19 protein-coding genes are annotated in these 23,334 nt (G+C 66.3%); 13 read left to right on the top strand and 6 right to left on the bottom strand.

Features of this window, described 5'->3' with window-relative positions; translation table 11 throughout:
* Nucleotides 1–31 precede the first annotated feature (31 nt).
* The 11 genes from B3547_RS05635 to B3547_RS05585 all read left to right on the top strand — a co-directional run bounded on the left by B3547_RS05635 (nucleotide 32) and on the right by B3547_RS05585 (nucleotide 15,357).
* Nucleotides 32–679 (top strand): XrtA/PEP-CTERM system exopolysaccharide export protein, encoded by a 648-nt coding sequence (locus B3547_RS05635; RefSeq protein ID WP_124807951.1) that lies wholly within the window; start codon nucleotides 32–34, stop codon nucleotides 677–679.
* Nucleotides 680–710: 31 nt separating this feature from the next.
* On the top strand, nucleotides 711–2,231 hold the full coding sequence (locus tag B3547_RS05630; protein WP_194920219.1) for an XrtA system polysaccharide chain length determinant: 1,521 nt from the start codon (nucleotides 711–713) through the stop codon (nucleotides 2,229–2,231).
* A 16-nt stretch (nucleotides 2,232–2,247) separates the two neighbouring features.
* Nucleotides 2,248–3,252, top strand: a complete 1,005-nt coding sequence (locus tag B3547_RS05625; RefSeq protein ID WP_292961045.1) for an AAA family ATPase — start codon at nucleotides 2,248–2,250, stop codon at nucleotides 3,250–3,252.
* A gap of 2 nt (nucleotides 3,253–3,254) precedes the next feature.
* Entirely contained in the window at nucleotides 3,255–4,988 is a 1,734-nt protein-coding gene (locus B3547_RS05620) for a preprotein translocase subunit YajC (RefSeq protein ID WP_292961043.1), read from the top strand.
* Nucleotides 4,989–5,004: 16 nt separating this feature from the next.
* Entirely contained in the window at nucleotides 5,005–6,249 is a 1,245-nt protein-coding gene (locus tag B3547_RS05615; RefSeq protein ID WP_292961041.1) for an XrtA/PEP-CTERM system-associated ATPase, read from the top strand.
* Between the two features lie 16 nt (nucleotides 6,250–6,265).
* Nucleotides 6,266–7,186 carry an XrtA system polysaccharide deacetylase gene (locus tag B3547_RS05610; protein ID WP_292961091.1) on the top strand — a complete coding sequence of 307 codons (921 nt, stop codon included), beginning with the start codon at nucleotides 6,266–6,268 and terminating at the stop codon, nucleotides 7,184–7,186.
* A complete protein-coding gene (locus B3547_RS05605; RefSeq protein WP_292961039.1) occupies nucleotides 7,183–8,244 on the top strand; it encodes a FemAB family XrtA/PEP-CTERM system-associated protein in 1,062 nt (353 codons plus the stop codon). The genes B3547_RS05610 and B3547_RS05605 overlap by 4 nt, the downstream gene beginning before the upstream one ends.
* Nucleotides 8,178–9,482, top strand: coding sequence for a TIGR03087 family PEP-CTERM/XrtA system glycosyltransferase (locus B3547_RS05600; RefSeq protein WP_292961036.1), 1,305 nt, complete (start codon nucleotides 8,178–8,180; stop codon nucleotides 9,480–9,482). Before B3547_RS05605 ends, B3547_RS05600 begins: the two co-directional genes overlap by 67 nt.
* On the top strand, nucleotides 9,472–11,028 hold the full coding sequence (gene xrtA, locus B3547_RS05595) for an exosortase A (RefSeq protein WP_292961034.1): 1,557 nt from the start codon (nucleotides 9,472–9,474) through the stop codon (nucleotides 11,026–11,028). The genes B3547_RS05600 and xrtA overlap by 11 nt, the downstream gene beginning before the upstream one ends.
* A 10-nt stretch (nucleotides 11,029–11,038) precedes the next feature.
* A complete protein-coding gene (locus B3547_RS05590) occupies nucleotides 11,039–12,928 on the top strand; it encodes an XrtA/PEP-CTERM system amidotransferase (protein WP_292961032.1) in 1,890 nt (629 codons plus the stop codon).
* A 188-nt stretch (nucleotides 12,929–13,116) separates the two neighbouring features.
* Nucleotides 13,117–15,357 carry an EAL domain-containing protein gene (locus B3547_RS05585; RefSeq protein WP_292961030.1) on the top strand — a complete coding sequence of 747 codons (2,241 nt, stop codon included), beginning with the start codon at nucleotides 13,117–13,119 and terminating at the stop codon, nucleotides 15,355–15,357.
* A gap of 145 nt (nucleotides 15,358–15,502) precedes the next feature.
* Here B3547_RS05585 and B3547_RS05580 read toward each other — a convergent pair whose 3' ends face one another.
* The 4 genes from B3547_RS05580 to B3547_RS05565 are packed head-to-tail and all read right to left on the bottom strand — an operon-like array spanning nucleotide 15,503 to nucleotide 18,067.
* The gene (locus tag B3547_RS05580) at nucleotides 15,503–15,676 is read right to left on the bottom strand and encodes a hypothetical protein (RefSeq protein WP_292961028.1); all 174 of its coding nucleotides are present in this window, start codon (nucleotides 15,674–15,676) and stop codon (nucleotides 15,503–15,505) included.
* A gap of 30 nt (nucleotides 15,677–15,706) precedes the next feature.
* The gene (gene zapE / locus B3547_RS05575; protein WP_292961026.1) at nucleotides 15,707–16,825 is read right to left on the bottom strand and encodes a cell division protein ZapE; all 1,119 of its coding nucleotides are present in this window, start codon (nucleotides 16,823–16,825) and stop codon (nucleotides 15,707–15,709) included.
* Nucleotides 16,822–17,277: a PaaI family thioesterase gene (locus tag B3547_RS05570; RefSeq protein WP_125955054.1), complete on the bottom strand. Its 456-nt coding sequence runs from the start codon at nucleotides 17,275–17,277 to the stop codon at nucleotides 16,822–16,824. Before B3547_RS05570 ends, zapE begins: the two co-directional genes overlap by 4 nt.
* A gap of 7 nt (nucleotides 17,278–17,284) precedes the next feature.
* On the bottom strand, nucleotides 17,285–18,067 hold the full coding sequence (locus tag B3547_RS05565) for a succinate dehydrogenase iron-sulfur subunit (protein WP_124807940.1): 783 nt from the start codon (nucleotides 18,065–18,067) through the stop codon (nucleotides 17,285–17,287).
* Nucleotides 18,068–18,304: 237 nt separating this feature from the next.
* Between B3547_RS05565 and B3547_RS05560 the strand changes: the two genes are divergently transcribed.
* Nucleotides 18,305–18,937 (top strand): class I SAM-dependent methyltransferase, encoded by a 633-nt coding sequence (locus B3547_RS05560; protein WP_124807939.1) that lies wholly within the window; start codon nucleotides 18,305–18,307, stop codon nucleotides 18,935–18,937.
* Nucleotides 18,938–19,010: 73 nt separating this feature from the next.
* Here the strand turns inward: B3547_RS05560 and B3547_RS05555 are convergent, their stop codons facing one another.
* Both B3547_RS05555 and B3547_RS05550 read right to left on the bottom strand, forming a co-directional pair.
* On the bottom strand, nucleotides 19,011–21,755 hold the full coding sequence (locus tag B3547_RS05555; RefSeq protein WP_292961020.1) for an Rne/Rng family ribonuclease: 2,745 nt from the start codon (nucleotides 21,753–21,755) through the stop codon (nucleotides 19,011–19,013).
* Nucleotides 21,756–22,281: 526 nt separating this feature from the next.
* Entirely contained in the window at nucleotides 22,282–22,494 is a 213-nt protein-coding gene (locus tag B3547_RS05550) for a hypothetical protein (RefSeq protein ID WP_292961018.1), read from the bottom strand.
* Between B3547_RS05550 and B3547_RS05545 the strand changes: the two genes are divergently transcribed.
* Entirely contained in the window at nucleotides 22,484–23,287 is an 804-nt protein-coding gene (locus B3547_RS05545; protein ID WP_292961015.1) for an N-acetylmuramoyl-L-alanine amidase family protein, read from the top strand. The two genes, B3547_RS05550 and B3547_RS05545, sit on opposite strands and share 11 nt — an antisense overlap.
* The last annotated feature ends 47 nt before the right edge of the window (nucleotides 23,288–23,334 follow it).

Genomic DNA, 23,334 nt, shown 5'->3' with positions numbered 1-23,334 from the left:
GCGATGCCGCTGGCTCGGAAAAGGACAGTCCATGCCGATCGATACGCGTCTGACCCGCCTGCTTGCCGGCACCGCCATGGCAAGCCTTGCCCTGACGGGCTGCGCGGGTTCGGGCGGCAAGCCGCAGCTTCCGCCGGCCTCGTTCGTCTCGCTGCAGGAAGGGCCGGGCGAGGAATACGTGATCGGTCCGCTCGACGAACTGACGATCTTCGTGTGGCGCAACCCCGAACTCGGCGCCAGCGTGCAGGTGCGGCCCGACGGGCGCATCACCACGCCGCTGATCACCGACATGCCGGCGGTGGGCAAGACGCCGTCGATGCTGGCGGAAGACCTCAAGCTCCAGTTGTCGCAGTACATCCAGGAGCCGATCGTCTCGGTCATCGTCAACAAGTTCGCCGGCACGTTCAGCCAGCAGGTGCGCATCGTCGGGGCCACGGAAAAGCCGGCCTCGATCCCCTATCGCGCCAACATGACGCTGCTGGACGCGATGATCGCGGTCGGTGGCCTCTCGGAATACGCCGCCGGCAATCGCGCCCGCCTGATCCGCTTCGACAAGCAGACCGGCAAGCAGAAGGAATACGCGGTCAAGCTGGGCGATCTGCTGCGCAAGGGGGACAGCAAGGCCAACGTCCTGCTCATGCCCGGGGATGTGATCATCATCCCCGAGAGCACGTTCTGAGCGGCGGCGGGACGAGGGGGCCTTTCCGGCGATGACCAACATCTATGAAGAAGTGCGCATCGCGCTTTACGGCATCTGGCACCGGCGCTGGCTGGCGCTGGGTATCGCCTGGCTGGTCTGCCTTGTCGGGTGGGTCTTCGTGGCGATGGTGCCGAACAGCTACGAATCGAAAGCGCGCATCTTCGTCCAGACCGACAATGTGCTGTCCGACCAGATCGGCGTGGGCAACGACGGCAAGCGCGATATCGAGCGCGTGCGCCAGACGCTGACCAGCTCGGTCAATCTCGAGAAGGTCATCCGCGCGACGCGGCTGGGCGACAAGATCACCAGCGACAAGCAGATGGAATCGGCGGTCCAGGGCCTGGGCGCGCGGATCAAGGTGGTCAGCCAGCAGGACAACCTGTTCGAGATTTCGGCCAGCTCCGGTAGCGGCGGCTATACCGACGTGCAGAACGCCAAGCTGGCGCAGGACATCGTGCAGAAGATGATCGACATCTTCCGCGAGGAGAACCTGGCCGGCGGCCGTGGCGAGATGAGCAGCACGCTGGCCTTCATGGACCAGCAGCTGGCCGATCGGCAGAAGGACCTCGAAACCGCGGAGCAGAAGCGCCAGGAATTCGAGGCGAAGAACACCGATCTCATTCCCGGCAGCGGATCGCTGGGCGCGAAGCTGGAAAGCGCGCGTTCCGAACTGCGCGGCGTCGAATCCGATCTGCTGGCGGCTCAGAGCGCGCTCGCCTCGATCAACGGCCAGCTTTCGGGCACGCCGCAGACGATCATGGTGCCCGGCGTATCGGGCGGCGCGAAGGGGGCGCTGGCACAGGCGCAGTCCGATCTCGCTTCGATGCGCGCGCGCGGCCTTACCGACAGCCACCCCGACGTGATCGCGCTCAAGAGCCAGATCGCCAGCCTTTCCCGGCAGGCGGCATCGGAAACGGGGCATGTCGGCGGTACGCCCAACCCGGCCTATTCCTCGCTCCAGTCGATCAAGGCGGATCGCGAGGCAAGCGTGGTGGCGCTGCAATCCCGCAAGGCATCGCTCCAGGGCGAAATCGGCCAGCTTACCGGCAAGCAATACAGCGAACCGGCGGTCGCCGCCGAAGCGGCGCGGATCAATCGCGATTATGACGTGCTGAAGGAACAGTACGACAAGCTGCTGCGCGATCGCGAACAGCTTCGCCTGCGCGGGCAGGTGGAATCCGAACACGATGCGGTGAAGTTCGACGTGATCGATCCGCCGTCCACGCCGCGCGCGCCGACGGCCCCGGATCGGCCCTTGCTGCTCATGCTGGTGCTGATCGTGGGCCTTGGAGCGGGCTGCGGCGCGGCTTTCGCGGTGGCGCAACTGCGATCGACCTATACCACCACCGGCCAGCTTGAACGGGCCTCCGGGATGCCGGTGCTGGGTTCCGTGTCGCTGACGCTGACGCGCCAGGCGCGCGCGTTGCGCAACCGGCACCTCAAATGGTTTGCCGGCGCGAGCGCGGGCCTTGTGGCCGTGCTGGTGCTGCTGCTGGCGGTCGAGTTCATGAAGCGCGGCATGGTGGCGTGAGGAAGCGGGGTTGAAGATGACCGACCAGAGCAAGATTCCGCTGCCGCCTTCCGGCCCATCGCTGATCGAGCGGGCTGCGGGGACGTTCGATTTCCGCAAGGTGTTGCAGGCTCCCGTGCCCGCCGCGCCTGGCGCGCCGGCTGCGGATACGCCTGCGCCTCCGCCCATTGCCGCGCCCGTTTCGCCCCTCGCGCCCGTGCCACCACTGCCGGCGGCCGTGGATCGTCCTGCTCCGGTGGACGCGCAGCCCGTGCTCGACGGTATCCCGGCGGAGCAGGTCTTCAAGGGCAAGCTGCATCCCATCGACCGCCTGCACTTGCGCGAACAGTGCCTGATTGAACCCGATGGCGCGGTGACGGAGCTGCTGGAGGAATTCCGCATCGTCAAGCGCCAGCTGCTGCTGACGGCGGCGGATTCGCGCGCGGGGCGTGGTGCCCCGCATGGCGAGCGCATTCTCGTCTGCTCCGCCCATCCGGGCGAGGGCAAGACGTTCTGCGCCACCAATCTGGCGCTGTCGATCGCGGCGGAAAAGGACAACGAGGTCCTGCTGGTCGATGCCGATTTCGCCAAGCCCAGCGTGTTGTCCGCGCTCGGCCTGCCCGGCGGCCCCGGCCTGATGGACGCGCTGGCCGATCCGTCCGTACGAGTAGAGGACTGCATCCTCGGCACGGACATTCCGGGCCTGTTCGTGCTGCCGGCCGGCAATTCGACCGGGTCTGACACCGAATTCCTGGCGTCCGCGCGCACCCGTACGGTGCTGGACCGGCTGACGGCGCACGCACCCAATCGCATCGTCATCTTCGATAGCCCGCCCGCGCTGGCGGCCTCTCCGGCTTCGGAGCTGGCCATGCACGTGGGGCAGGCGATGATGGTCGTTCGCGCGGACCAGACCGGCGAAGCCGAGCTGCGCGACGCCGTGAACATCCTTTCCGGCTGCGAGAACATCCGGCTGCTGCTCAACTGCACCCGCTTTTCGCCCACGGGCCGGCGGTTCGGTTCTTATTACGGGTACAAGGAATGATAATGGCCCGCTTTTCCTCGCGCCGGGGGGCGCAATCCGCGCTGTACGGTGCCGTCGCGCTGCTGGCGCTTCATGGTGCGCCCGCGCTTGCGCAGCAGCTTGACTACGGCAACGTCGATGATGCCTCGCGCGGAAGCGCCACGGGCGGCGATGCCGGCGCGAAAGGACGCAGCGGGCACTCGATCCGTTCCGCCGGTGGCGGGGCGCGGACCACCATCCAGCCCTATCTCGAGGTGTCGCAGAACCTGCTGGCCGAACTGAAGCCCGGCGACGATGTGCTGACTTATACCGCGATTGCGGCCGGGGTCGATGTCGCGCTCAACGGGCGCAACACGCAAGGGGCGGTGTCGTTCCGCTATGAACGGCGCATCACCGAAAAGGGCAATACCGCCAACGGCGACACGATCTCGGGCCTCGCTCGCGTGAAGCATGATCTGATCCCCCGCACGCTGTCGGTGGAAGCCGGTGGCCTGGCGACGCGGACCCGCGTGGATGCCACCGGGGCGGGCAGCCTCAACCCCGTGGCCACCAGCAGCGCGACCACCCAGATCTATTCGGCCTATGCCGGGCCGGCGCTGGCAACCCATGTCGGCGACGTGGCGGTCAACGGCTCCTACATGGTGGGCTACACCAAGGTGGATACCAAGAACGGCGTGACCGCCGTTGCCGGGCAGCCCAGTTCCAACATCTTCGATCATTCGCTTTCGCAATCGGCGCAGCTTTCGGCAGGCGTACGCCCCGGCGTGATCGCGCCGGTGGGCGTGACCGCCAGCGGCCGTTATGCGCAGGAAGACATTTCCAACCTCGACCAGCGCTATCGCGAACTGAACGCCGGCGTGCAGGTGACCCTGCCGGTGACGCAGGACCTCGCGCTGGTGGGCGATGTCGGGTATCAGGACGTGCAGGTTTCGGCCCGCGATGCGGTCTATGATGTCAACGGCGTGCCGGTGATCGGCAGCAACGGCCGCTTCGTTACCGACAAGTCCAAGCCGCGCGCCATCGCCTATGATTTCAGCGGCCTCAGCTGGGATGCCGGCGTGATGTGGCGGCCCAGCCGGCGCACATCGCTTTCGGCCTTCGTCGGCCGCCGGTATGACAGCACGACCTATTACGGCAGCTTCAGCTATGCGCCCAACGCGCGCAGCGCGCTGGGTATCTCGGTCTATGACGGCATTTCGGGCTTCGGCTCCTCGCTCGGCAATGCGCTGCGCGACGTGCCGACCGACTTCGAGGTCGGCCGTGATCCGTTCAACGGCAACATCAGCGGTTGCGGCATCGGTTCGACTGGCGGCGGCTGCGTCAACGGCGCGCTGGCCTCGCTGTCGTCGTCGGTGTTCCGCGCACGCGGCGTCAACGCGACCTACGGCATGACCGTGGGCCGTCTGCGCGCGGGGATCGGCGCCGGCTATGTACGTCGCAAGTTCATTGCCGCGCGCGGGACCGTGCTGGGCCTTGCGGATGGCACGGTGGACGAAAGCTGGTATGTCGATGGCAGCGTGTCCGGCCGGCTCGACCGACGATCCAGTTTCGCCGTGGCCGTGTACAGCGCCTGGTACAACAGCGGTTCGGCTGGCAATGCCAAGAGCAACGCGGTGGGCGCGAACGCTTCCTACTTCCGCAACCTGACCGATCGTCTGGTCGGCAGCGCGGCGGTGGGGATCGATGGCTTCAGCCGCAAGGCGGCGCCGGATGAACTCGTCGCATCGGGCCGGATCGCCCTGCGCTACAATTTCTAACCCCCGGGGGGCTTCGATGTACGATACGTTCTATGGGCTGACAGGACGTCCCTTCCAGCTCACGCCGGACCCGGATTTCTATTTCGAGAGCACGACGCACCGCAAGGCGCTGTCGTACCTCGGTTATGGTCTGGCGCAGGGCGAAGGCTTCATCGTCATCACTGGCGAAGTCGGCGCGGGCAAATCCACGCTGGCCGCGCACCTGATGGCGACGATCGACCGCCAGCGGCTGACCGCCGGCCAGATCGTCACCAGCAAGCTCGACGGCGAGGAACTGATCCACGTGGCCGCGCGCGCGTTCGGGCTGCATGTGCCGGGGCACGACAAAGCGTCCGCGCTCGCGGCGATCGAGTTGTTCCTGCACGAAGAGGCCCGCGCCGGCCGCCGCTGTCTGCTGGTGGTGGACGAGGCGCAGAACCTTTCGATCGGCGCACTCGAAGAATTGCGGATGCTGTCGAACTTCCAGCTTGGCGCGCATCCGCTGCTGCAGATGCTCCTGCTGGGACAGCCGGAATTTCGTACGCTGCTGCAGACATCGCCCGAACTGGAACAGTTGCGCCAGCGCGTGATCGCCTCGCACCATCTCGATGCCATGGAAGCGGGCGAGGTGGGGCCGTATATCGAACATCGCCTCGCGCGTGTGGGCTGGACGGGCAATCCCGCGTTCGAGCCGCGCGTCTATGCCGATCTGGCGCGGGCAAGCGGTGGCGTGCCGCGCCGGATCAACCAGATCGTCAGCCGCCTGCTGCTGATGGGAGCAATCGAGCAGTCCCCGCGCATTGACAGCGCCATGCTGAAGGACGTGCTGACCGACCTGGATCGCGATGCGGCGGGCGGTGCCGTTGCCGCGCGGCCGGCCCCCGCGGCCGAACCGGCGCTGGCCGATGCGCTGCCCGTCATGGATTCCTTCGCCGCGCCCGAACCAGCGCTGGAGCACGGTGTTCAGTCAGTTGGCGAAGCCGAGCCCCAGGCGCATGCCCAGCCGGCGTTCGACCTGTCGATGATCCAGCAGGCGCTGGCCAGCCGCGACGAACAGATCGCCGAACTGCAGCAGGCCGTGATCGAACTTGCCGAACTGCGCCCGGCCGCAACGACGGAAGACCCGGCCCGCGATGAACTCGCCGCCGCTTTGGCGGATGCCAACGGTCGCGTCGCTGCGCTGGAAATGCGGCTGGCCGAGCAGGAACAGGCGATCCGCCATGTCCTGACCATGCTGATCGAATGGCTGGAAAGCGAACAGAAGCCGCGCCTCGCGGCTTGAGGAGGGCAGCGTGCCGATGACCTGGCCCAGATCAGGGCTCAGCACAGGGTTCGCCCAGGCGCCGCTCAACGGCCTTTCGGTCGATGTCGAGGACTGGTTCCAGGTCGGCGCCTTCGAAACCGTGATCGATCGCGGGGACTGGGATGGCCTTTCCTGCCGTGTCGAGCGCAATTGCGACGTGATTCTGCGCATGTTCGCCGATGCCGGGGTGAAGGGCACGTTCTTCACGCTGGGTTGGGTGGCGCAACGCTATCCCGCGATGATCCGCCGTATCGCCGATGAAGGGCACGAGATCGCCAGCCACGGCTGGGACCATGCCCGCGTGTTCACGCTGGGCGCCAAGGCCTTTGCCGAGGATATCGCGCGGGCGCGGGCGGTGCTGGAAGATGCCGGCGGCCAGCGCGTGACCGGCTATCGCGCGCCCAGCTTCTCGATCGATGCGCGCACGCCCTGGGCGCACGAGGTGCTGGCCGAGCAGGGCTATACCTATTCTTCCAGCGTCGCGCCGATCGTGCACGATCACTACGGCTGGCGCGAGGCGCCGCGTTTCGCCTTCCGTCCGGTCGCGGGTGCGGACCTCATCGAGATCCCGGTAACGACGGCAGAAGTGGTCGGTCGGCGCATGGCGGCGGGCGGCGGCGGCTTCTTCCGCCTGCTGCCCTATACCGTTTCACGCTGGGCGATCCGGCAGGTCAACACCGTCGACGGCCGGCCGGCCGTGTTCTATTTCCATCCGTGGGAAATCGATCCGGAACAGCCACGCGTCGCTTCCGCGCCGCTGCGCTCGAAGGTGCGGCACTATACCAACCTCGCGGTCATGGCGGCCAAGCTGGACCGGCTGATCCGCGATTTCCGTTGGGGGCGCATGGACGAGGTGGCCGCAGGCCAGATGGCCCTGGCTCTGCCGGCGCAACCCGTACTGGGGAAGGCGGCATGAACGCGCCGTTCCGCTTCCTGGCGGCCCGCGTGCGCCTTGCCGATCCGGGTGACCGCCCGGCTATGGCGCGGTTCCTGGCCGAAGACCCCGCCGCTACGGCCTTCCACCGCCTGGAATGGATCGACGCCGTGGAGCGCGCCACCGGGCACCGCGCGCACCTGCTGCTGGCCGAGCGTGATGGCGCGATTACCGCGATGCTGCCGTTGCACGCGGCGCACTCCCCGCTTTTCGGTCGCGCGCTGGTCTCGACCGGGTTCGCAGTGGGCGGCGGGCTGATCGGCGATGCGGGCGAAGCCACGGCGCTGTTCGATGCCGCGCGCGAACTGGCCCGCCGCCTGTCCACGCCCACGATCGAGCTGCGCGGCGGCCTGATGCCCGAAGGCACGGGCTGGCACATCAAGCAGGATAGCCACGCTGGCTTTGTCCTGCCGCTGGCTGCCGACGACGAGGCGCAGTTGCTTGCCGTTCCGCGCAAACAGCGCGCGGAAGTGCGCAAGGGATTGGGCAACGATCTGGAAGTGCGGGTCGGCCGGTCCGGGGCGGATCGCGCGATGCACTACGCGGTCTATGCCGAATCCGTGCGCAACCTGGGCACGCCGGTATTCCCCAAGCGGCTGTTCGATGCGGTGATGGACCTCTTCGGTGCGGATGCGGATATCCTGACGGTGCTGCACCAGGGCAAGCCGGTTGCCAGCGTGCTGAGCCTGTACCATCGCGGCGCGGTCATGCCCTATTGGGGCGGTGGCGTGTTCGCGGCGCGCGCACTGCGCGCCAACGACGTGATGTACTACGCGCTGATGAACCACGCGCGCGGCCGGGGCTGCGACCGGTTCGATTTTGGCCGGTCCAAGACCGACAGCGGCGCCTATCATTTCAAGCGCAACTGGGGCTTCGCGCCCGAGCCGCTGTCCTACGCGGTGTGGTCGGCGGACGGTGTTCCCCCGCGCGACGTCAATCCGCTCAGCCCGCGCTATCGCGCGAAGATCGCCGCGTGGCAGAAACTGCCTCTGCCGATCGCGAACCGGCTTGGTCCGCTGATCGCGACCGGGCTGGCGTGACGGGCGCGGCCATGGGCGAAATCCTGTTTCTGGCGCACCGGATGCCGTTTCCGCCCGATCGCGGCGACAAGATCCGCTCGTGTCACATGCTGCGCCGGATCAGCGCGCTGGCGCCGGTTCATGTCGCGTGCTTTGCCGATGACGACGCGGACTGGTCGCACGAACCGGAACTGGCGGCGATTTCGGCCAGCCTGTGCCTTGTCGCGCGGACCAAGTCGGTTCCCGTAGCCGCCGCGCAGGCGCTGGCAACGGGCAAGCCCGTCAGCCTGACCGCGTTTTCCTCGCCGGCCATCCGCCGCTTCGTGCGCGAAACGCTGGCCACCCGGCCAATCTCGGCGATCTTCGTGTTCTCCGGGCAGATGGCGCAATACATTCCGGAGGATTTCACCGGGCCGGTGGTGATGGACTTTGTGGATGTCGATTCCGCCAAGTTCGAAGCCTATGCGCGCGCAGGCAATCCAGCGGTGCGGGTGATGTACCGGCGCGAGGCGAACCTCCTGCGCCGGTTCGAGGAAAAGATCGCGCATCGCGCCACCGCCAGCGTGTTGGTGACCGATGAGGAAGCCACGCTGTTCCGCGATCGCCTGCAGCATCGGCGCGGTACGCGGGTGATGGCACTGCCCAACGGCATCGACTGGCGGTTCTATGATCCATCCGGCATTGCACCCGCGCCAGACATGCTGCGCGCCGGGCCGCAGATCGTCTTCACCGGGCAGATGGACTATCCGCCGAACGTGGCGGCGGTGGAATTCTTTGCGCGCCAGGTCATGCCGCGCGTGCGCGAACGCTTTGCGCAGGCGGAATTCAACGTGGTCGGTCGCGCGCCCGTTGCCGAGGTGCAGGGGCTACACGGGCGCAACGGATGCCGCGTGACCGGCACGGTGCCCGATGTCCGTCCGTGGCTGGCCGGGGCCGATCTGGTGGTCGCGCCGCTGCTGATCGCGCGCGGGGTGCAGAACAAGGTGCTGGAGGCGATGGCCATGGCGCGCCCCGTGCTGGCGACGCGAGCGGCGGCCACTGGTATTCCCGCGCGCGTGGGGCAGGACCTCGCGGTCGCGGACGGGCCGGAGGATTTCGCCACGCACACGATGACGCTGCTTGCGGATACGGCGCTGGCGCGCAGCATGGGCGCGGCGGGGCGGCGCTTCGTGGTCGACCGGTGCGGCTGGGACCGCGCGCTCGACCCGCTGCCGGCCCTGCTGGGCGCGGACCGCAGGGGGGATCGCCATGCGGCCTGATGCCGCGCCCTTGTCCTCAATCCAGCGTTTCGTTTTGGCCGTGCCGGAAAGCTGGCGGCGGCCGTTGCTGTTCGTTGCCACGGCATGGCTCGGCGTGTTCGCGCTGTTTGCCGGCGATTGGCGCGACATGGCGCTGCAATGGTGGGACAGTTCGACCTACAACCACGCGCTGCTCATCCCGCTGATACTCGGCTGGCTGGTCTGGCTGCGGACGGACGGATTGCTGCGCCTCGTGCCGTCCGCCTGGTGGCCGGCGCTGCTGCCGTTCGGCGGGGCGTGCTTCCTGTGGATGCTGGGCGATTTCTCCGGCTTTTCGCTGGCGCGGCAACTGGCGGTGGTGGTCATGTTGCAGGCGAGCGTGCTGACGCTGCTGGGGCCGCGCGTGGGCGTGGCGCTGGCGTTTCCGCTGTTCTACATGCTGTTTCTGGTGCCCGCCGGGGATGAGATGATCCCGACGCTGCAGACCGTGACGGCTAGGATCACGATGCTGCTGCTGTCCGTGGCCGGTGGCCCGGCCACCATCGACGGCGTATTCATCACCGCGCCGGGCGGCTACTTCGAAGTGGCCGAAGCCTGTTCGGGCGTGAAATTCCTGATCGCGATGGTGGCCTATGGCACGCTGGTCGCCAACGTCTGCTTCCGCAGCTGGCCGCGCCGTGCGGCGTTCATGGCGATGGCGCTGGTGGTGCCGATCCTCGCCAACGGCGTGCGCGCGTGGGGCACGGTGTTCATCGCCGGAAAGGTCGGCATCGGCTTCGCCGCCGGGTTCGACCATGTGTTCTATGGCTGGGTGTTCTTCGCCATCGTGATGGCGCTGGTCATGGCCGCCGGCTGGAAGTTCTTCGACCGCGCGATCGATGATCCGATGATCGATGCGGATGCGATCGCGGCCTCTCCGTTGCTGGGCCGGCTGGCCCGCTTGCGCTGGCCCGAAGGCCGGGCGCTGGGCGCGCTGGCGGGAACCGCCGCGCTGTTCATGGGCTGGGGGGCGATGGCCAACCGGCTGGAAGCGCCCGTCCCTGCGCAAATACTGCTGCCCGACGTGCCGGGCTGGCACCGGGTAGACATGGCGCCTGCCGCGCCCTGGCAGCCGTTGCACACGGGCGCCGAGCATCGCTTGCTGGGCAGTTACGCCGATGCGAAAGGCTATCGGGTGGAGGTGTCCTACGCGCTCTATGCCGGGCAGGCCGAAGGCAAGGAGGCTGGCGGCTTCGGGCAGGGCGCCTTGCCGCTGGGCAGCAGCTGGGCCTGGGAAAAGCCGGGTCTGGCGCTGGAAGGTGCGAAGTCCGATGTGATCCAGGCGCCGGGGCCGGTCCACCGCCTCGCGCTCACCTGGTATCGCACCGGCGATCTGCTGACCGGCAGCAACGCGCGGCTCAAGCTGGCCAACATCGCTGACCGGCTGCTGTTGCGTCGCCGGCCCACAGCCGCGTTGATCGTGTCGTCCGAAGGCAGCGATGGGCAGACGGAAGCCGCCGTTCGCGCGTTCCTGGGTGCTACCGGTCCGGTAGCGACCTGGATGGACCGCACCGGCAACATGCGATAGGCGCGGAGGCATGTGCGGCATCGCGGGCATTTTCCACACGGAGGGCATGAAGCCGGTCGATCCGGCGCGGCTGGAGCGGATGTGCGATGCCATCGCGCATCGCGGGCCAGACGGGCAGGGGATATGGACTGCTCCCGGCGTGGCGCTGGGGCACCGCCGGCTGGCGATCATCGATCTGGCGGGATCGCCTCAACCGATGGCCGCCACCGACGGTTCGGCGATGCTCGTCTTCAACGGCGAGATTTACAATTTCCGTGAATTGCGCCGCGAATTGCAGGCCGATGGCGCGCAGTTCCACACTGACGGCGACAGCGAGGTAATTCTGGCTGCGTGGCAGCGCTGGGGTGTCGATTGCCTGCCGCGCCTGCACGGCATGTTCGCCTTCGCGCTCTATGACCTGCGGCAGCGGACGCTGCTGCTGGCGCGCGACCGGCTGGGCGTGAAACCGCTGTTCACCGCGCAACTGGCCGATGGCAGCGTGATCTTCGGTTCGGAGCTGAAGGCCCTGCTGGCCCATCCCATGCTGCGGCGGGATATCGATCCGCTGGCGATCGAGGACTACCTCGCCTGGGGTTACGTGCCGGATCACCGGTCCATCCTGAAGGGCGTGGAAAAGCTGCCGGCGGGCCATTACCGCCTGCTGCGGCACGATGCCCCGCCGGCCGCCCCGGTGCAGTGGTGGGACATCTCCTTTGCCGACCGGGAGCCGGGCAATGCCGCCGATCTGGGCGCGCACCTGCTGCATCGCCTGCGCGAGGCGGTTACCTCGCGCATGATGGCCGATGTGCCGCTGGGTGCCTTCCTTTCGGGCGGCGTCGACAGTTCCAGCGTCGTGGCGCTGATGGCGGAAGCCAGCACCGATCCGGTGAAGACCTGCAGCATCGGCTTCGACGTGCAGGCGCTGGACGAGACGGCCTATGCCGACAAGGTGGCCGCGCTGTTTGGCACAGACCACCGCAAGCGGGTGGTGGCGTCGGACGATTTCGCGCTCATCGACCGGCTGGCGGGCATGTTCGACGAGCCTTTCGCCGATGCCTCCGCCCTGCCGACGTTCCGGGTCTGCGAACTTGCGCGCGAGCATGTGACCGTGGCGCTTTCAGGCGATGGCGCGGACGAAGCTTTCGCCGGATACCGCCGGCAGGTGTTCCAGCATCGCGAGGAATCCGTGCGGGCGCTGCTGCCGCAAGGCTTGCGAACGCCGGTGTTCGGCACGCTGGGGCGGCTCTGGCCCAAGGCGGACTGGGCGCCACGCCCGCTGCGGGCCAAGGCAACCTTCCTCAATCTCGCGCGGAGCGGAGAGGAGGGCTATGCCCGATCGCTCTCCGTCACGCCGGTCGAACTGCGGGAACGCCTGTATGGCGAGGATTTCCTGCGGCTGCGGGGCGATTATCGCGCGGAACAGCCTTTTGTGGAGATGATGCGCCGGGCGCCGGGGCGTTCCGGGCTGGACCGGGCGCAATACGCCGATCTCAAGTTCTATCTGCCCGGCGACATTCTGACCAAGGTGGACCGGACGAGCATGTCGGTCAGCCTTGAAGCGCGCGAGCCGCTGCTCGATCATCGCTTGCTGGAATTCGGCGCGCGACTGCCAGAGGCCATGCGGGTGCGCGGCGCGACGGGCAAATGGCTGATGAAGGACGTGATGCGCCGTTATCTGCCCGAAGACGTGCTGTTTCGCCCCAAGATGGGTTTCGTCACCCCGATCGCCGCATGGCTGCGCGGACCGCTGGCCGGAGAGGCCAGGGCGGTGGCAGAAGGTGGCGAGCTGGCGCGAACGGGCTGGTTCCGTGCTCCTGCGCTGCGCGATATCGCCGAGGCTCATATCGCGGGCCGCGCCGACCATTCCCGCCTGCTGTGGCAAGTGCTGATGCTGGATCGCAGCCTGGCCCTGCTATCCTGATCCGCCCCGCGGCGGGAGGGCGTGGGCTTCCGTGCTATCGCCGGGAGCGTGCTTCACCGCCTGTTCAATTTGGTTGATGGGCGGTAACCATGGTAATGTCATATAAACCATTTCGGATTAGACGCCGATCGTAACCTTTTTCGTGACGGTCCATGCGAAACTTTCTGCGATCGCCAGTTTCAATCTCGGTGCTCATTGGGCTGATATGCAGCCTGGTGTTCATTGCCGAGCCGTTGGACCAGATCTACTGGAACGTTCGCTATCGCCTCTCAAGCCACGCGATCTCGCAGCCGGTTATCGTTATCCCGCTGGATAACCAGGGTTCGGGATCGACGAAGAGCAGCGGCTGGACCACGATGGAACAGGCCCGGTTGCTCGAACTGGTGCGACGGCAGGTTCCGCGCAAGGTCGTGCTCGACGCGCGCGTCGATACCGGTCAGTCGATCTGGGGCGATCGCGCGCTGGCGCGTGCCATCGGTGAACTGGGGGACGATTTCTCGCTGGTTCTGCGCAACAACAGCGTGGATGCGGATTCGCACGGCGAGTTCCTGTTCCCTGCCTCCTCCGTGGTGCCGCGTTCGCGCATCGCCATTTCCAAATGGAATGCGAACTTCATCGATTTCGCCACGACCGCGCCCTATGCGGTGCGGATCGATGGCAAGTCCTATCCCACGGTCGGCCCGGCGGTTGCCGGTATCCGCGGGCGTGAGGGCGGGGTCTATGTTCCCGATTTCTCGCTCGATCCGGATTCGGTGCCGCAGCTTCCTGTCAGCAAGCTGCTCAACGGCAAGTTCGCGCCGGGCCTGCTGACCGGCCGCACTGTCGTCATCAGCGATTTTGGAACGGCAGGCCGACCGATCGGATACTTCGGGCACGGTCGCACGCCCGACATCGCGCTGGCCTTCGCCGGATCGGAGGGTTTGCGGCGTCCTTTCGCCATCGTGCTGCCGCGCCTTGTGCTGCTGGGCCTGCTGGCGGTCTGCCTCGCGCTGGCGGCGAATGCCCGATCGCGTCGGGAAAAGGCGCTGTTCTATATCGCCGCCTGCGCCGTCACGTTCGTGCTGCCCGCCATTCTCGTCGAATTTGGCATCCTCAGCTTCACCGATCAGCTTCTCGCCACGATGGCGATCTATGGCAGCATCCGCCTGTGGCAGAAGTGGCGCCGTCGCGTGCAGCACACGAGCGCGTCGGGCCTGCCCAATCTTCTGTCGCTCACCTCGAAGCAAATCGAGGTCGGGCGCGACGTGGTGGTCGCGGTGATCGCGCGCTATGAGGAAATCCTCGCGACGCTGCCCAAGGAACTCCATGGGGAATGCGCGCGGCAGATCGCGCGCCGCCTGTCCGTCGGCTCGGGACGCAGCGAGATCTACAACGGCGATGGCGGTCATTTCGCCTGGACCGAGGAAGCGCGGCCGCTGGAAATGCAGCTCAACCACCTTGAAGGGTTGCGCGCGCTGTTTTCGGCTCCGCTGCAGATCGGCGAGCACACGTTCGACACCAACATCCATTTCGGTCTCGACCGCAACGAGGGCGTGGATGCCCTTGCGCGCGTCAATTCCGCGCTCGCGAGCGCCAACGAGGCGTTGACCAGCGGCCGGTCGATCGAACTGTTCGAAGCGGCTCGCCTTGCCGAAGCGCCGTGGGAACTTTCGCTTCATGCGCGCATCGATGAAGGCCTGCGCAACGGCGATATCTGGCTGGCCTTTCAGCCGCAGTGGGACTTTGCCGAAAAGCGCTTCTGCGGCGCGGAAGCCCTGATCCGCTGGAACCACCCCACGCGCGGGCCGATTGCGCCCGATGCCTTCATCCTGCAGGCGGAGCGGGCAGGGCGGATCGACGCGCTGACCTTCTGGGTTCTGGAAGAGGCGATTACGGCCGCGCTGGAAATCAACGCCCTGGGGCCGCGTTTCCAGATGAGCATCAACCTTTCGGCACAGATGGTCGACAAGCCGAACCTGGTGTCGAACATCGCCGAGGTGGTGCAGCGGCGCGGGATCGATCCCTCGCTCCTGACCATCGAGGTCACCGAAACCTCCAGCGTCCACAACCGCCCGGCGGCACGTCACAATCTTTCGCAATTGCGCGCACTGGGCTTCCGCCTTTCGATCGACGATTTCGGCACCGGCGAGGCGAGCCTTTCCTACCTGGCCGAATTGCCGAGCGATGAGTTGAAAATCGACCGCCGGTTCGTTTCGCGAATCACCACGGCAGAGCGCGAACGCGCGATCGTGGCCTATACGATCGCCTTGGCGCACGATCTTCACCAGGAAGTGGTGGCCGAGGGGATCGAGGACGAGGCGACGCTTCAGCTTCTGATGGAGCTGGGCTGCGACTACGCGCAGGGGTATTACCTCGGCAAACCGCAATCCTTCGCGGACTTCATCCAGACCTACCGCAGATCGGCCGACATCCAGATCGGAATCGTTTAGGGATTGTTAACCCTCGACGTTAATGATAATTTTTGCTTCCAACCGTGGATGGAGGCAAAAGCTATGTCGATTTGGCGTTGGCTGCTTCAGCTGATCTGAAGCACTGAAAATACGGGCATTTCCGCAAGGAAGTGCCCGTTTTCTGTCATTCCTGGGTTTTCTGATTTCCACGGATTTTGGTGGAGCCCGGGTTATTGATTTTGAGTTTTTTGGTTAACCCGTGCGGTTTTGCGCGGGTTTTTTTGTTGGGTGATTCGCGCCAGCGGATTGGTGGATCGGGTCGCTGGGGGCGCAAAAGTGCGGCAGCCGCTGTCTGCATGAGCCAGGCAGGTTCGCCAAGTAGGCGTTGTCAGTTCTCGCCGTGTCCCAGCGCGAGATAGTCCTGGCTTTGCATTTCCATCAGGCGGCTGATGGTGCGATCAAACTCGAAGCGACCATCGCCGCTTTCGTAAAGATCCGCCGGTTCCGCATCTGCGGCTGCGATCAGCTTTACCTTGTGTTCGTAGAGCGCGTCGATCAGCGTGACGAAGCGCGCGGCCTCGTTGCGGTTTTCCGGCCCCAGGCGCGGGATGCCGACGATGATCACGGTGTGGTACTTGCGGGCAATGGCCAGATAGTCCGCCGCGCCGCGCGCTTCGGCGCAGAGCCGCTTGAAACTGAACACGGCCACGCCCTTCAGGCTCTTGGGCACATGCAGCATTCTCCCGCCGCCCACGTCGATGTCCGCGGAAGGAACGTGCAGGCTGTCTTCGGGGGGATAGTCGGTCAGCCGGAAAAACGCTTCGCGCGTGGCCTCCGTGGCGGCCGGTCCGTTGGGCACATGCCAGGTGCCGACACCGCGCATCCGCTCCAGCCGGTAATCGGTGGGGCCGTTGAGCGTCAGCACGTCCAGCCGGCTTTCGACCAGCGCGATGAACGGCAGGAAGTGCTCGCGGTTCAACCCGTCTTTGTACAGTTCCGACGGCGCGCGGTTGGATGTGGTCACCACGGTAACGGCATGGTCCACGATCAGCGCGGTGAACAGCCGGCTCATGATCATGGCGTCGGCACTGTTGTTCACGACCATCTCGTCGAAACACAGCACGCGCGTTTCCTGCCCGATCGCGGCGGCGACCGGCAGGATCGGATCGCCGCTTTCCTTCTTGCGCTCCTCACGCAGGCGCGCGTGCACGTCGAGCATGAATTCGTGGAAGTGCGAGCGGCGCTTGGCGGTGATGGCAAGGTTGTCGTGGAACAGGTCCATCAGCATGGACTTGCCGCGCCCCACGCCGCCCCACATGTACAATCCGCGCGGCTGGTCTTGCGCCTTGCGGCCCAGCAGCTTGCCGAAAAAGCCGGGCGTGTGCGCTGGTGTTTCCAGTTCCTGCTGGAGTCGGTCGAGCCTGGCGGCGGCGGCGGCCTGTTCCGGATCGGGCCGCAGTTCTCCCGCCGCGACCAGTTCGGCATAGCGTTCCGAAACGCGGGTCATTTACGCGAAGGTTTGCGGACCGTGCCGGTAAAAGACGCGACGGTTTCGTCTTCCTGCACCACCAGGCCGCGCAGGAACACGAGCCGGCCGGTTTCGCGCAGGACTTCGCACACCGAATCAAGCGGCTGGCCGATCCGGCCGGCGCCGATGAACTGCGTCGCGAGGTCGAGCGTGACGGAACCCGCCGCATCGCCGTTCAGCAGCAGGCGCATCGCGGAAAACAGCGAGATGTCGATCAGCGCCAGCGTGACCCCACCGTGGACCGCATCCAGCAGGTTACTGTGGCGGCGTTCGGGAAACATGCGCAGGCGAACCTGCCGCTTGCCGCCCGGCGCCTCTTCCTCGCGCACCACAAGGTCGCCCATCGTCTGGGCGTTGAACCGGGTCGGGTCCGCGAGGTTCCAGGTAAACCAGCCGGGATGCTGGTCCGAAGGCCCGTAGCTGAAGGCCATCTGCGGGTCAGACCGCCCGCTCGGCCTGCATCTTCTTGATTTCGGCGATCGCGCGCGCCGGCGACAGGCCCTTGGGGCAGACGTTGGCGCAGTTCATGATCGTGTGGCAGCGATAGAGGCGGAAGGGGTCTTCCAGCTCGTCCAGCCGTTCACCGGTCATTTCATCGCGGCTGTCGGCCAGCCAGCGGTAGGCCTGAAGCAGGATCGCCGGGCCAAGGAACTTGTCCGAATTCCACCAGTAGCTCGGGCAGGAGGTGGAGCAGCACGCGCACAGGATGCATTCGTAAAGGCCATCCAGCTTTTCGCGCTGTTCCGGCGACTGCAGGCGCTCCTTGCCCGAAGGCGTGGGCGAAACCGTCTGCAGCCAGGGACGGATCGAGGCGTACTGCGCGTAGAAGTGCGTGAAATCGGGAACAAGGTCCTTGATCACTTCCATGTGCGGCAGCGGGGTGATGCGGATATCGCCCTTGAGATCCTCGATCGCCGTGGTGCAGGCCAGGCCGTTGCGGCCGTTGAGGTTCATCGCGCACGAACCGCAGATGCCCTCGCGGCAGGACCGGCGGAACGTCAGCGTCGGATCCTGCTCGCTCTTCATCTTGATCAGCGCGTCGAGCACCATCGGGCCGCACTGGTCCAGATCGATCTCGAACGTGTCGTAGCGGGGGTTCTCGCCGCTGTCGGGGTCGTAGCGATAGACCTTGAACTTCCGGATCCGCCCCTGGGTCGCCGCCGCGTGATGACGGGACTTTCCGGTGATCTTGGAATTCTTCGGAAGCGAGAAGGTCGCCATCAAAATGTCCCCGTTGCGCGTGGTTGGCTCCAATTCGAGTCGGTCATTAGCGAAACCGGCGCGCGGGGCAAGGGGGACAGACGGGTAATGCCCCTTGCGGCGCACAATTGGTTGGGGCGGCTTGCCGTCGCTCTGGCGGAACCATGCTGCGGAACGCGCGGTGTTTCCGGCTTGTCGAACATTGCGGGCATGCGCACTCTGCGACTGAAGCGTGAAAGGCGAGCGAGAGGGAGAGGGATGGGTATCAGACAATGGTATGAGGACAAGATCCTGCCACGGATGATCCGATGCGCGTGCAGCGCCGATGCGATCATGGAATTGCGGGCCGGCGTGGTGCCCAAGGCGCGCGGCCGCGTGTTCGAGCTCGGCTGCGGCGGGGGCATAAACCAGCAGTTCTACGATGCCGATGCGGTAACCGCGTTCGCCGGGCTGGACCCTTCGGGCAAGCTGCTGGACTATGCCCGCGCGGAAGCCGAAAGGAAGGGCTGGCAGGCCGATATCCGCGAAGGCGTGGGCGAGGCCATTCCGTTCGCGGACGACAGTTTCGATACGGTTGTCTGCACTTACACGCTGTGCTCGGTGGGGGATTCCGCGCAGGTCCTGCGCGAAATGCGGCGCATCCTGAAGCCGGGCGGGCGGTTGCTGTTCCTCGAACACGGGCAGGCGCCCGATCCCGGCGTGCAGCGCTGGCAGCGCCGGCTGGAGCCGCTCTGGGTTCCATTGATGGGGGGATGCCATCTGACGCGGCCGGTGATTGCGTCCGTCCGGCAGGCGGGCTTTGCCGTGGAAGACAGCGGCCAGCGGTACATGCCCAAGATGCCGCGCTGGGCGTCCTGGATGGAATGGGGCAGCGCGCTCAAGACAGCGTAATGCGCCGGCCTGCACGAAAAAGCCCTCCCCGGCTGTCCGGGGAGGGCTTTTTGTTGTCCAATGACGGGTGCCGTCAGGCGCCGAACGTGCGCTGCCACCAGCCGCGACGCGATGCGCCGCCTTCGGCTTCGGCATTTTCGGCGTCGGCGGCCGGATCGGCGGCAACCGGATCGGCTGCCTCGACGGCCACGGGCGCCTGTTCTGCCGCTTCGTCCGCCGGAGCAGCGTCGGCCTTCTTGCGGCGGGTGCGCTTGGGCTTGGCCGGAGCTTCCTCGGCGGCAGCGGGTTCGGCGGGGGCCGCTTCCGCAGCGGGCGCTTCCTCGACCACCGGAGCAGCGTCGGCCTTCTTGCGGCGGGTGCGCTTGGGCTTGGCCGGAGCTTCCTCGGCGGCAGCCGGTTCAGCGGGGGCCGTTTCCGCAGCCGGCGCTTCCTCGACCACCGGAACGGCCTCGGCCTTCTTGCGGCGGGTGCGCTTGGGCTTGGCCGGAGCCTCGTCCGCAGGCGCGGCTTCGGCAGTGACCGTCTCAGCCGGAGCTTCGGCAACCGTTTCTTCCGGCGTTTCTTCCGGAGCAGCCGCTTCTTCCGCCGCGCTCAGCTCTTCACCGCCTTCGGTGCCATCCGTTTCACGACCGCCGCCACGGCGGCGACGGCTGCGCCGGCGACGCTTGCGGGGGCCGCGGTCACCCTCGGCATCCTCGCCAGCGGCAACGGTGCTTTCGGTTTCCTCGGCATCGTCTGCCGTTTCAGCATCAGGCGCTTCGGTTTCGCCATCGCCGTCGCCATCGCCGTCGCTGGCCGAACGGCCGTCCTCGGTCTGCGCCGTTTCGTCGTCGCGCCGGCCACGGCCGCGACGGCGCTTGCGCCGCTTGCGGCGGCCATTGCCATCGCCGTTGTCGCGGTCGTCGCCGCGCGCCTCGGCTTCTTCTTCCTCGTCCTCGTCGTCGAACGCCTCGTCGGCGAGGTCGTCTTCCTCCGGTTCGACGATGGGTTCGAAGCGCGGCTGGAACTCAGGCTTCGGCCCGCGCGAGGCAACGCGCATCTTGGCGCCTTCGTTCTCGCCTTCGGGGATCACTTCCACCGTCACGCCATAGCGGGCCTCGATCTCGGCAAGATCGGCGCGCTTGGTGTTGAGGACGTAAATCGTCGCTTCCTGGCTGGCGTAGAGCGTGATGACGCTGCCACGGCCCTTGGCGGCTTCGTCCTCGATCATGCGCAGCGCCGAAAGGCCGGCGGACGAGGCGGTGCGGACCAGGCCCGAACCATCGCAGTGCGGACAGGCGCGGGTGGTCGCTTCCAGCACGCCGGTGCGCAGGCGCTGGCGGCTCATTTCCATCAGGCCGAAGCCGGAAATGCGGCCCACCTGGATGCGCGCGCGGTCGTTCTTCAGCGCGTCCTTCATCGCCTTCTCGACCTTGCGGATGTTCGATCCGTATTCCATGTCGATGAAGTCGATGACCACAAGGCCGGCCATGTCGCGCAGGCGAAGCTGGCGGGCGATTTCGCGGGCCGCTTCCAGGTTGGTGGAAAGCGCGGTCGCCTCGATGCCGTGCTCCTTGGTGGAGCGGCCCGAGTTGATGTCGATCGAAACGAGCGCTTCGGTCGGGTTGATGACGAGATAGCCGCCCGACTTCAGCTGGACCACCGGATCGTACATCGCGGTAAGCTGGTCTTCCGCGCCGTACCGCTGGAACAGCGGCACCGGATCGGCATAGTGCTTCACCCGCTTGGCGTGGCTGGGCATCAGCAGCTTCATGAAGTCCTTGCCGGCACGGTATCCGGCTTCGCCTTCGACGATCACTTCCTCGATGTCGCGGTTGTAGATGTCGCGGATCGCGCGCTTGATCAGGTCGCTGTCCGAATGGATCAGCGCCGGCGCGCTGGAATGCAGCGTGCGCTCGCGGATTTCGTCCCACAGGCGGGCGAGATAATCGAAGTCGCGCTTGATCTCGGGTTTGGTGCGCTGCAGCCCGGCAGTGCGGACGATGCAGCTCATCGACTTGGGCAGTTCCAGTTCGCCGATGATCGACTTCAGCCGCTTGCGGTCCGAAGCGCTGGAAATCTTGCGGCTGATGCCGCCGCCATGGCTGGAATTGGGCATGAGCACGCAATAGCGGCCCGCAAGGCTCAGGTAGGTGGTCAGTGCCGCACCCTTGTTGCCGCGCTCTTCCTTGACGACCTGGACCAGCAGCACCTGCCGGCGCTGGATCACGTCCTGGATCTTGTAGCGGCGGCGCAGCGCCATGCGCTTGGCGCGCAATTCGTCGGCTTCCTTGGCCTGGCCGCGGCCCTGCCGGCGTCCGCGCCGCGGGCGGCGACCGCCGTTATCGGCAGAGGCGTCTTCCGCCTCGGCGTCCTGTTCGGCCTCTTCGTTTTCCCCTTCGACCACGCCGCCTTCGATCGTGGCGACATCGTCCTTTTCCGAAGTGTCGACTTCGGTCACGCCTTCTTCATCGCCGAAGGCATCGCCTTCATCGCCAAAGCCGTCGTCCGCGTCTTCCTCGGCCGCGCGCAGGGCGGCTTCTTCCTCGGCATGCGCGGCTTCTTCCGCCAGCAGCGCCTCGCGATCCTCCTTGGGGATCTGATAGTAATCCGGATGGATTTCGCTGAAGGCCAGGAACCCGTGACGGTTGCCGCCGAAATCGACGAACGCCGCCTGCAGCGACGGTTCGACGCGGGTTACCTTGGCGAGATAGATGTTGCCCTTGATCTGCTTGTGATCAGCCGATTCAAAGTCGAATTCTTCAATACGGTTGCCCTTGAGCACCGCCACCCGGGTTTCTTCCTGGTGGCGCGCATCGATTAGCATGCGCGTGGTCATTATGGAATCTCCAGCCGCGCCGCCACGGGATTGTATCCGGGTACCGGGCGCGGTTCTTTGGTGAAGCGCGAACGCCGGACAGCCGGGCGACGGCCCGGCCATGACGTATCGCGAATGCGGAAATGCCGGTTCGGAGCGCCTGAACCTCGGTCCTGTCGCGCTCTCCGCCCGGCGGCGGTTGGTTTGCGTCTGCAGTGCTGACAATGCGCGGCGAAATGCGCGCGCCGGCTTCCGTCAGGCTTCGGCCTGTCGGAAGCGGTATCGACCAAGCGCGAGCGGCCCTTCCGGGGCGCTTCTGCTCAATCGAAACTCGGCTCATCATCACAGCATCAACCTTCACGGCGCGGGTGAGTGAGCGTTTCTGCTTCGTCATCCCCGCGTTCCGGATTTTTGCCAGCGGCTCCACATTGCCTGGTTCCGCCGTCCTGTCCGGTCAAATGGGGGCAGGGAGGGCATATTCAAGGCTGGCGCCGGTGCTGGCTTGCCCCGGTGGAAGGGTGCTAGCATTACAAATCCAAACCAGCAATTAAAACAATGGCGATGATTTCCCCGGAGCAATTTCCGGCGGCATTTTTCGATGCGTGTCGGGCGGGCGGGAAGTGCCGTCCACGATTCCGGCTGGACCGACCGAAACCGGACCTGCATAGCGGATGGCGATGTTGCGGCGGGTCGGGATCATCGCGGGGTTTGTGCTGCCTTTGGCGGCCTTGCTGTCGTGGGGATATTTCGTGCTGCGCATCGGCAATCCCGGCGATGGATACGTCCTGCGGCTGACGCTGCCTGATGGATCGCGCGGGATTGGCCTGCCACCCGTCGAAGGGCCGGCGGATGCCAGCCGGCCGCTGGTGGTGATCGATGCCGGTCACGGTGGTCACGATCCGGGCGCGAGCGGCGAGGGCACGTTGCGCGAAAAGAACGTCACGCTGGCCCTGGCCAAGGCGCTGCGCGAAGCGCTGCTCGCCGATGGCCGCGTGCGCGTGGCAATGACGCGCGACAGCGACCGGTTTCTCGTGCTGGAGGAACGCGCCGGCATAGCCCGACAGTTGAAGGCCGACCTGTTCGTGTCGATTCACGCGGATGCGGCGGAAAAGCCGGACGCAAACGGCGCAACGGTTTATACTCTGTCGGATCGCGGTTCCGATGCGGTCGCCGATCTGGTGGCGCAACGCGAAAACCGCGCCGATGATGTCAACGGCGTGGCGCTGGGCGGAAAGTCCAATGCGGTCGCGACCATTCTGGTCGATCTTTCGCGGCGCGAGATGCGGGAGCGGTCGCAGCGCTTCTCCGATCTGGTGGTGCGGGAAGGGCAGGGGGTGGTCACGTTTCATGCCAATCCGCAGCGGCAGGCCGCTTTCGTCGTGCTGAAATCGTTGGATCTTCCTTCGGTGCTGGTGGAGGCGGGCTATATCAGCAGCCCCGACGACGCCCGGCGCCTGATCGATCCCGCCTGGCGTAAGCAGTTTGCGGGGCGCGTGGCGCAGGCCGTGGAGATTTTCCTGGCCCGGCAGGAGGCGGCGGGGATTGCTCCATGATGCGCGCGCCTACTGGCTTATGACGGAAAGGGCGTGCTAGAGGGCGC

Origin of the sequence: Novosphingobium sp. UBA1939 (assembly GCF_002336885.1) — a bacterium.
Taxonomy (GTDB): Bacteria; Pseudomonadota; Alphaproteobacteria; order Sphingomonadales; family Sphingomonadaceae; genus Novosphingobium.
This window is presented reverse-complemented; position numbering and strand designations above follow the sequence as displayed.

Coding starts and splice junctions, on each gene's coding strand:
- B3547_RS05635 (WP_124807951.1), top strand. CDS start 32: ATGCCGATCGATACGCGTCTGACCCGCCTGCTTGCCGGCACCGCCATG.
- B3547_RS05555 (WP_292961020.1), bottom strand. CDS start 21,755: ATGACCACGCGCATGCTAATCGATGCGCGCCACCAGGAAGAAACCCGG.
- B3547_RS05615 (WP_292961041.1), top strand. CDS start 5,005: ATGTACGATACGTTCTATGGGCTGACAGGACGTCCCTTCCAGCTCACG.
- zapE (WP_292961026.1), bottom strand. CDS start 16,825: ATGACCCGCGTTTCGGAACGCTATGCCGAACTGGTCGCGGCGGGAGAA.
- B3547_RS05580 (WP_292961028.1), bottom strand. CDS start 15,676: ATGCAGACAGCGGCTGCCGCACTTTTGCGCCCCCAGCGACCCGATCCA.
- B3547_RS05570 (WP_125955054.1), bottom strand. CDS start 17,277: ATGGCCTTCAGCTACGGGCCTTCGGACCAGCATCCCGGCTGGTTTACC.
- B3547_RS05625 (WP_292961045.1), top strand. CDS start 2,248: ATGACCGACCAGAGCAAGATTCCGCTGCCGCCTTCCGGCCCATCGCTG.
- xrtA (WP_292961034.1), top strand. CDS start 9,472: ATGCGGCCTGATGCCGCGCCCTTGTCCTCAATCCAGCGTTTCGTTTTG.
- B3547_RS05610 (WP_292961091.1), top strand. CDS start 6,266: ATGACCTGGCCCAGATCAGGGCTCAGCACAGGGTTCGCCCAGGCGCCG.
- B3547_RS05630 (WP_194920219.1), top strand. CDS start 711: ATGACCAACATCTATGAAGAAGTGCGCATCGCGCTTTACGGCATCTGG.
- B3547_RS05590 (WP_292961032.1), top strand. CDS start 11,039: ATGTGCGGCATCGCGGGCATTTTCCACACGGAGGGCATGAAGCCGGTC.
- B3547_RS05550 (WP_292961018.1), bottom strand. CDS start 22,494: ATGCGCAGCACGAAATATCCCCACGACAGCAAGGCCGCCAAAGGCAGC.
- B3547_RS05605 (WP_292961039.1), top strand. CDS start 7,183: ATGAACGCGCCGTTCCGCTTCCTGGCGGCCCGCGTGCGCCTTGCCGAT.
- B3547_RS05560 (WP_124807939.1), top strand. CDS start 18,305: ATGGGTATCAGACAATGGTATGAGGACAAGATCCTGCCACGGATGATC.
- B3547_RS05565 (WP_124807940.1), bottom strand. CDS start 18,067: ATGGCGACCTTCTCGCTTCCGAAGAATTCCAAGATCACCGGAAAGTCC.
- B3547_RS05620 (WP_292961043.1), top strand. CDS start 3,255: ATGGCCCGCTTTTCCTCGCGCCGGGGGGCGCAATCCGCGCTGTACGGT.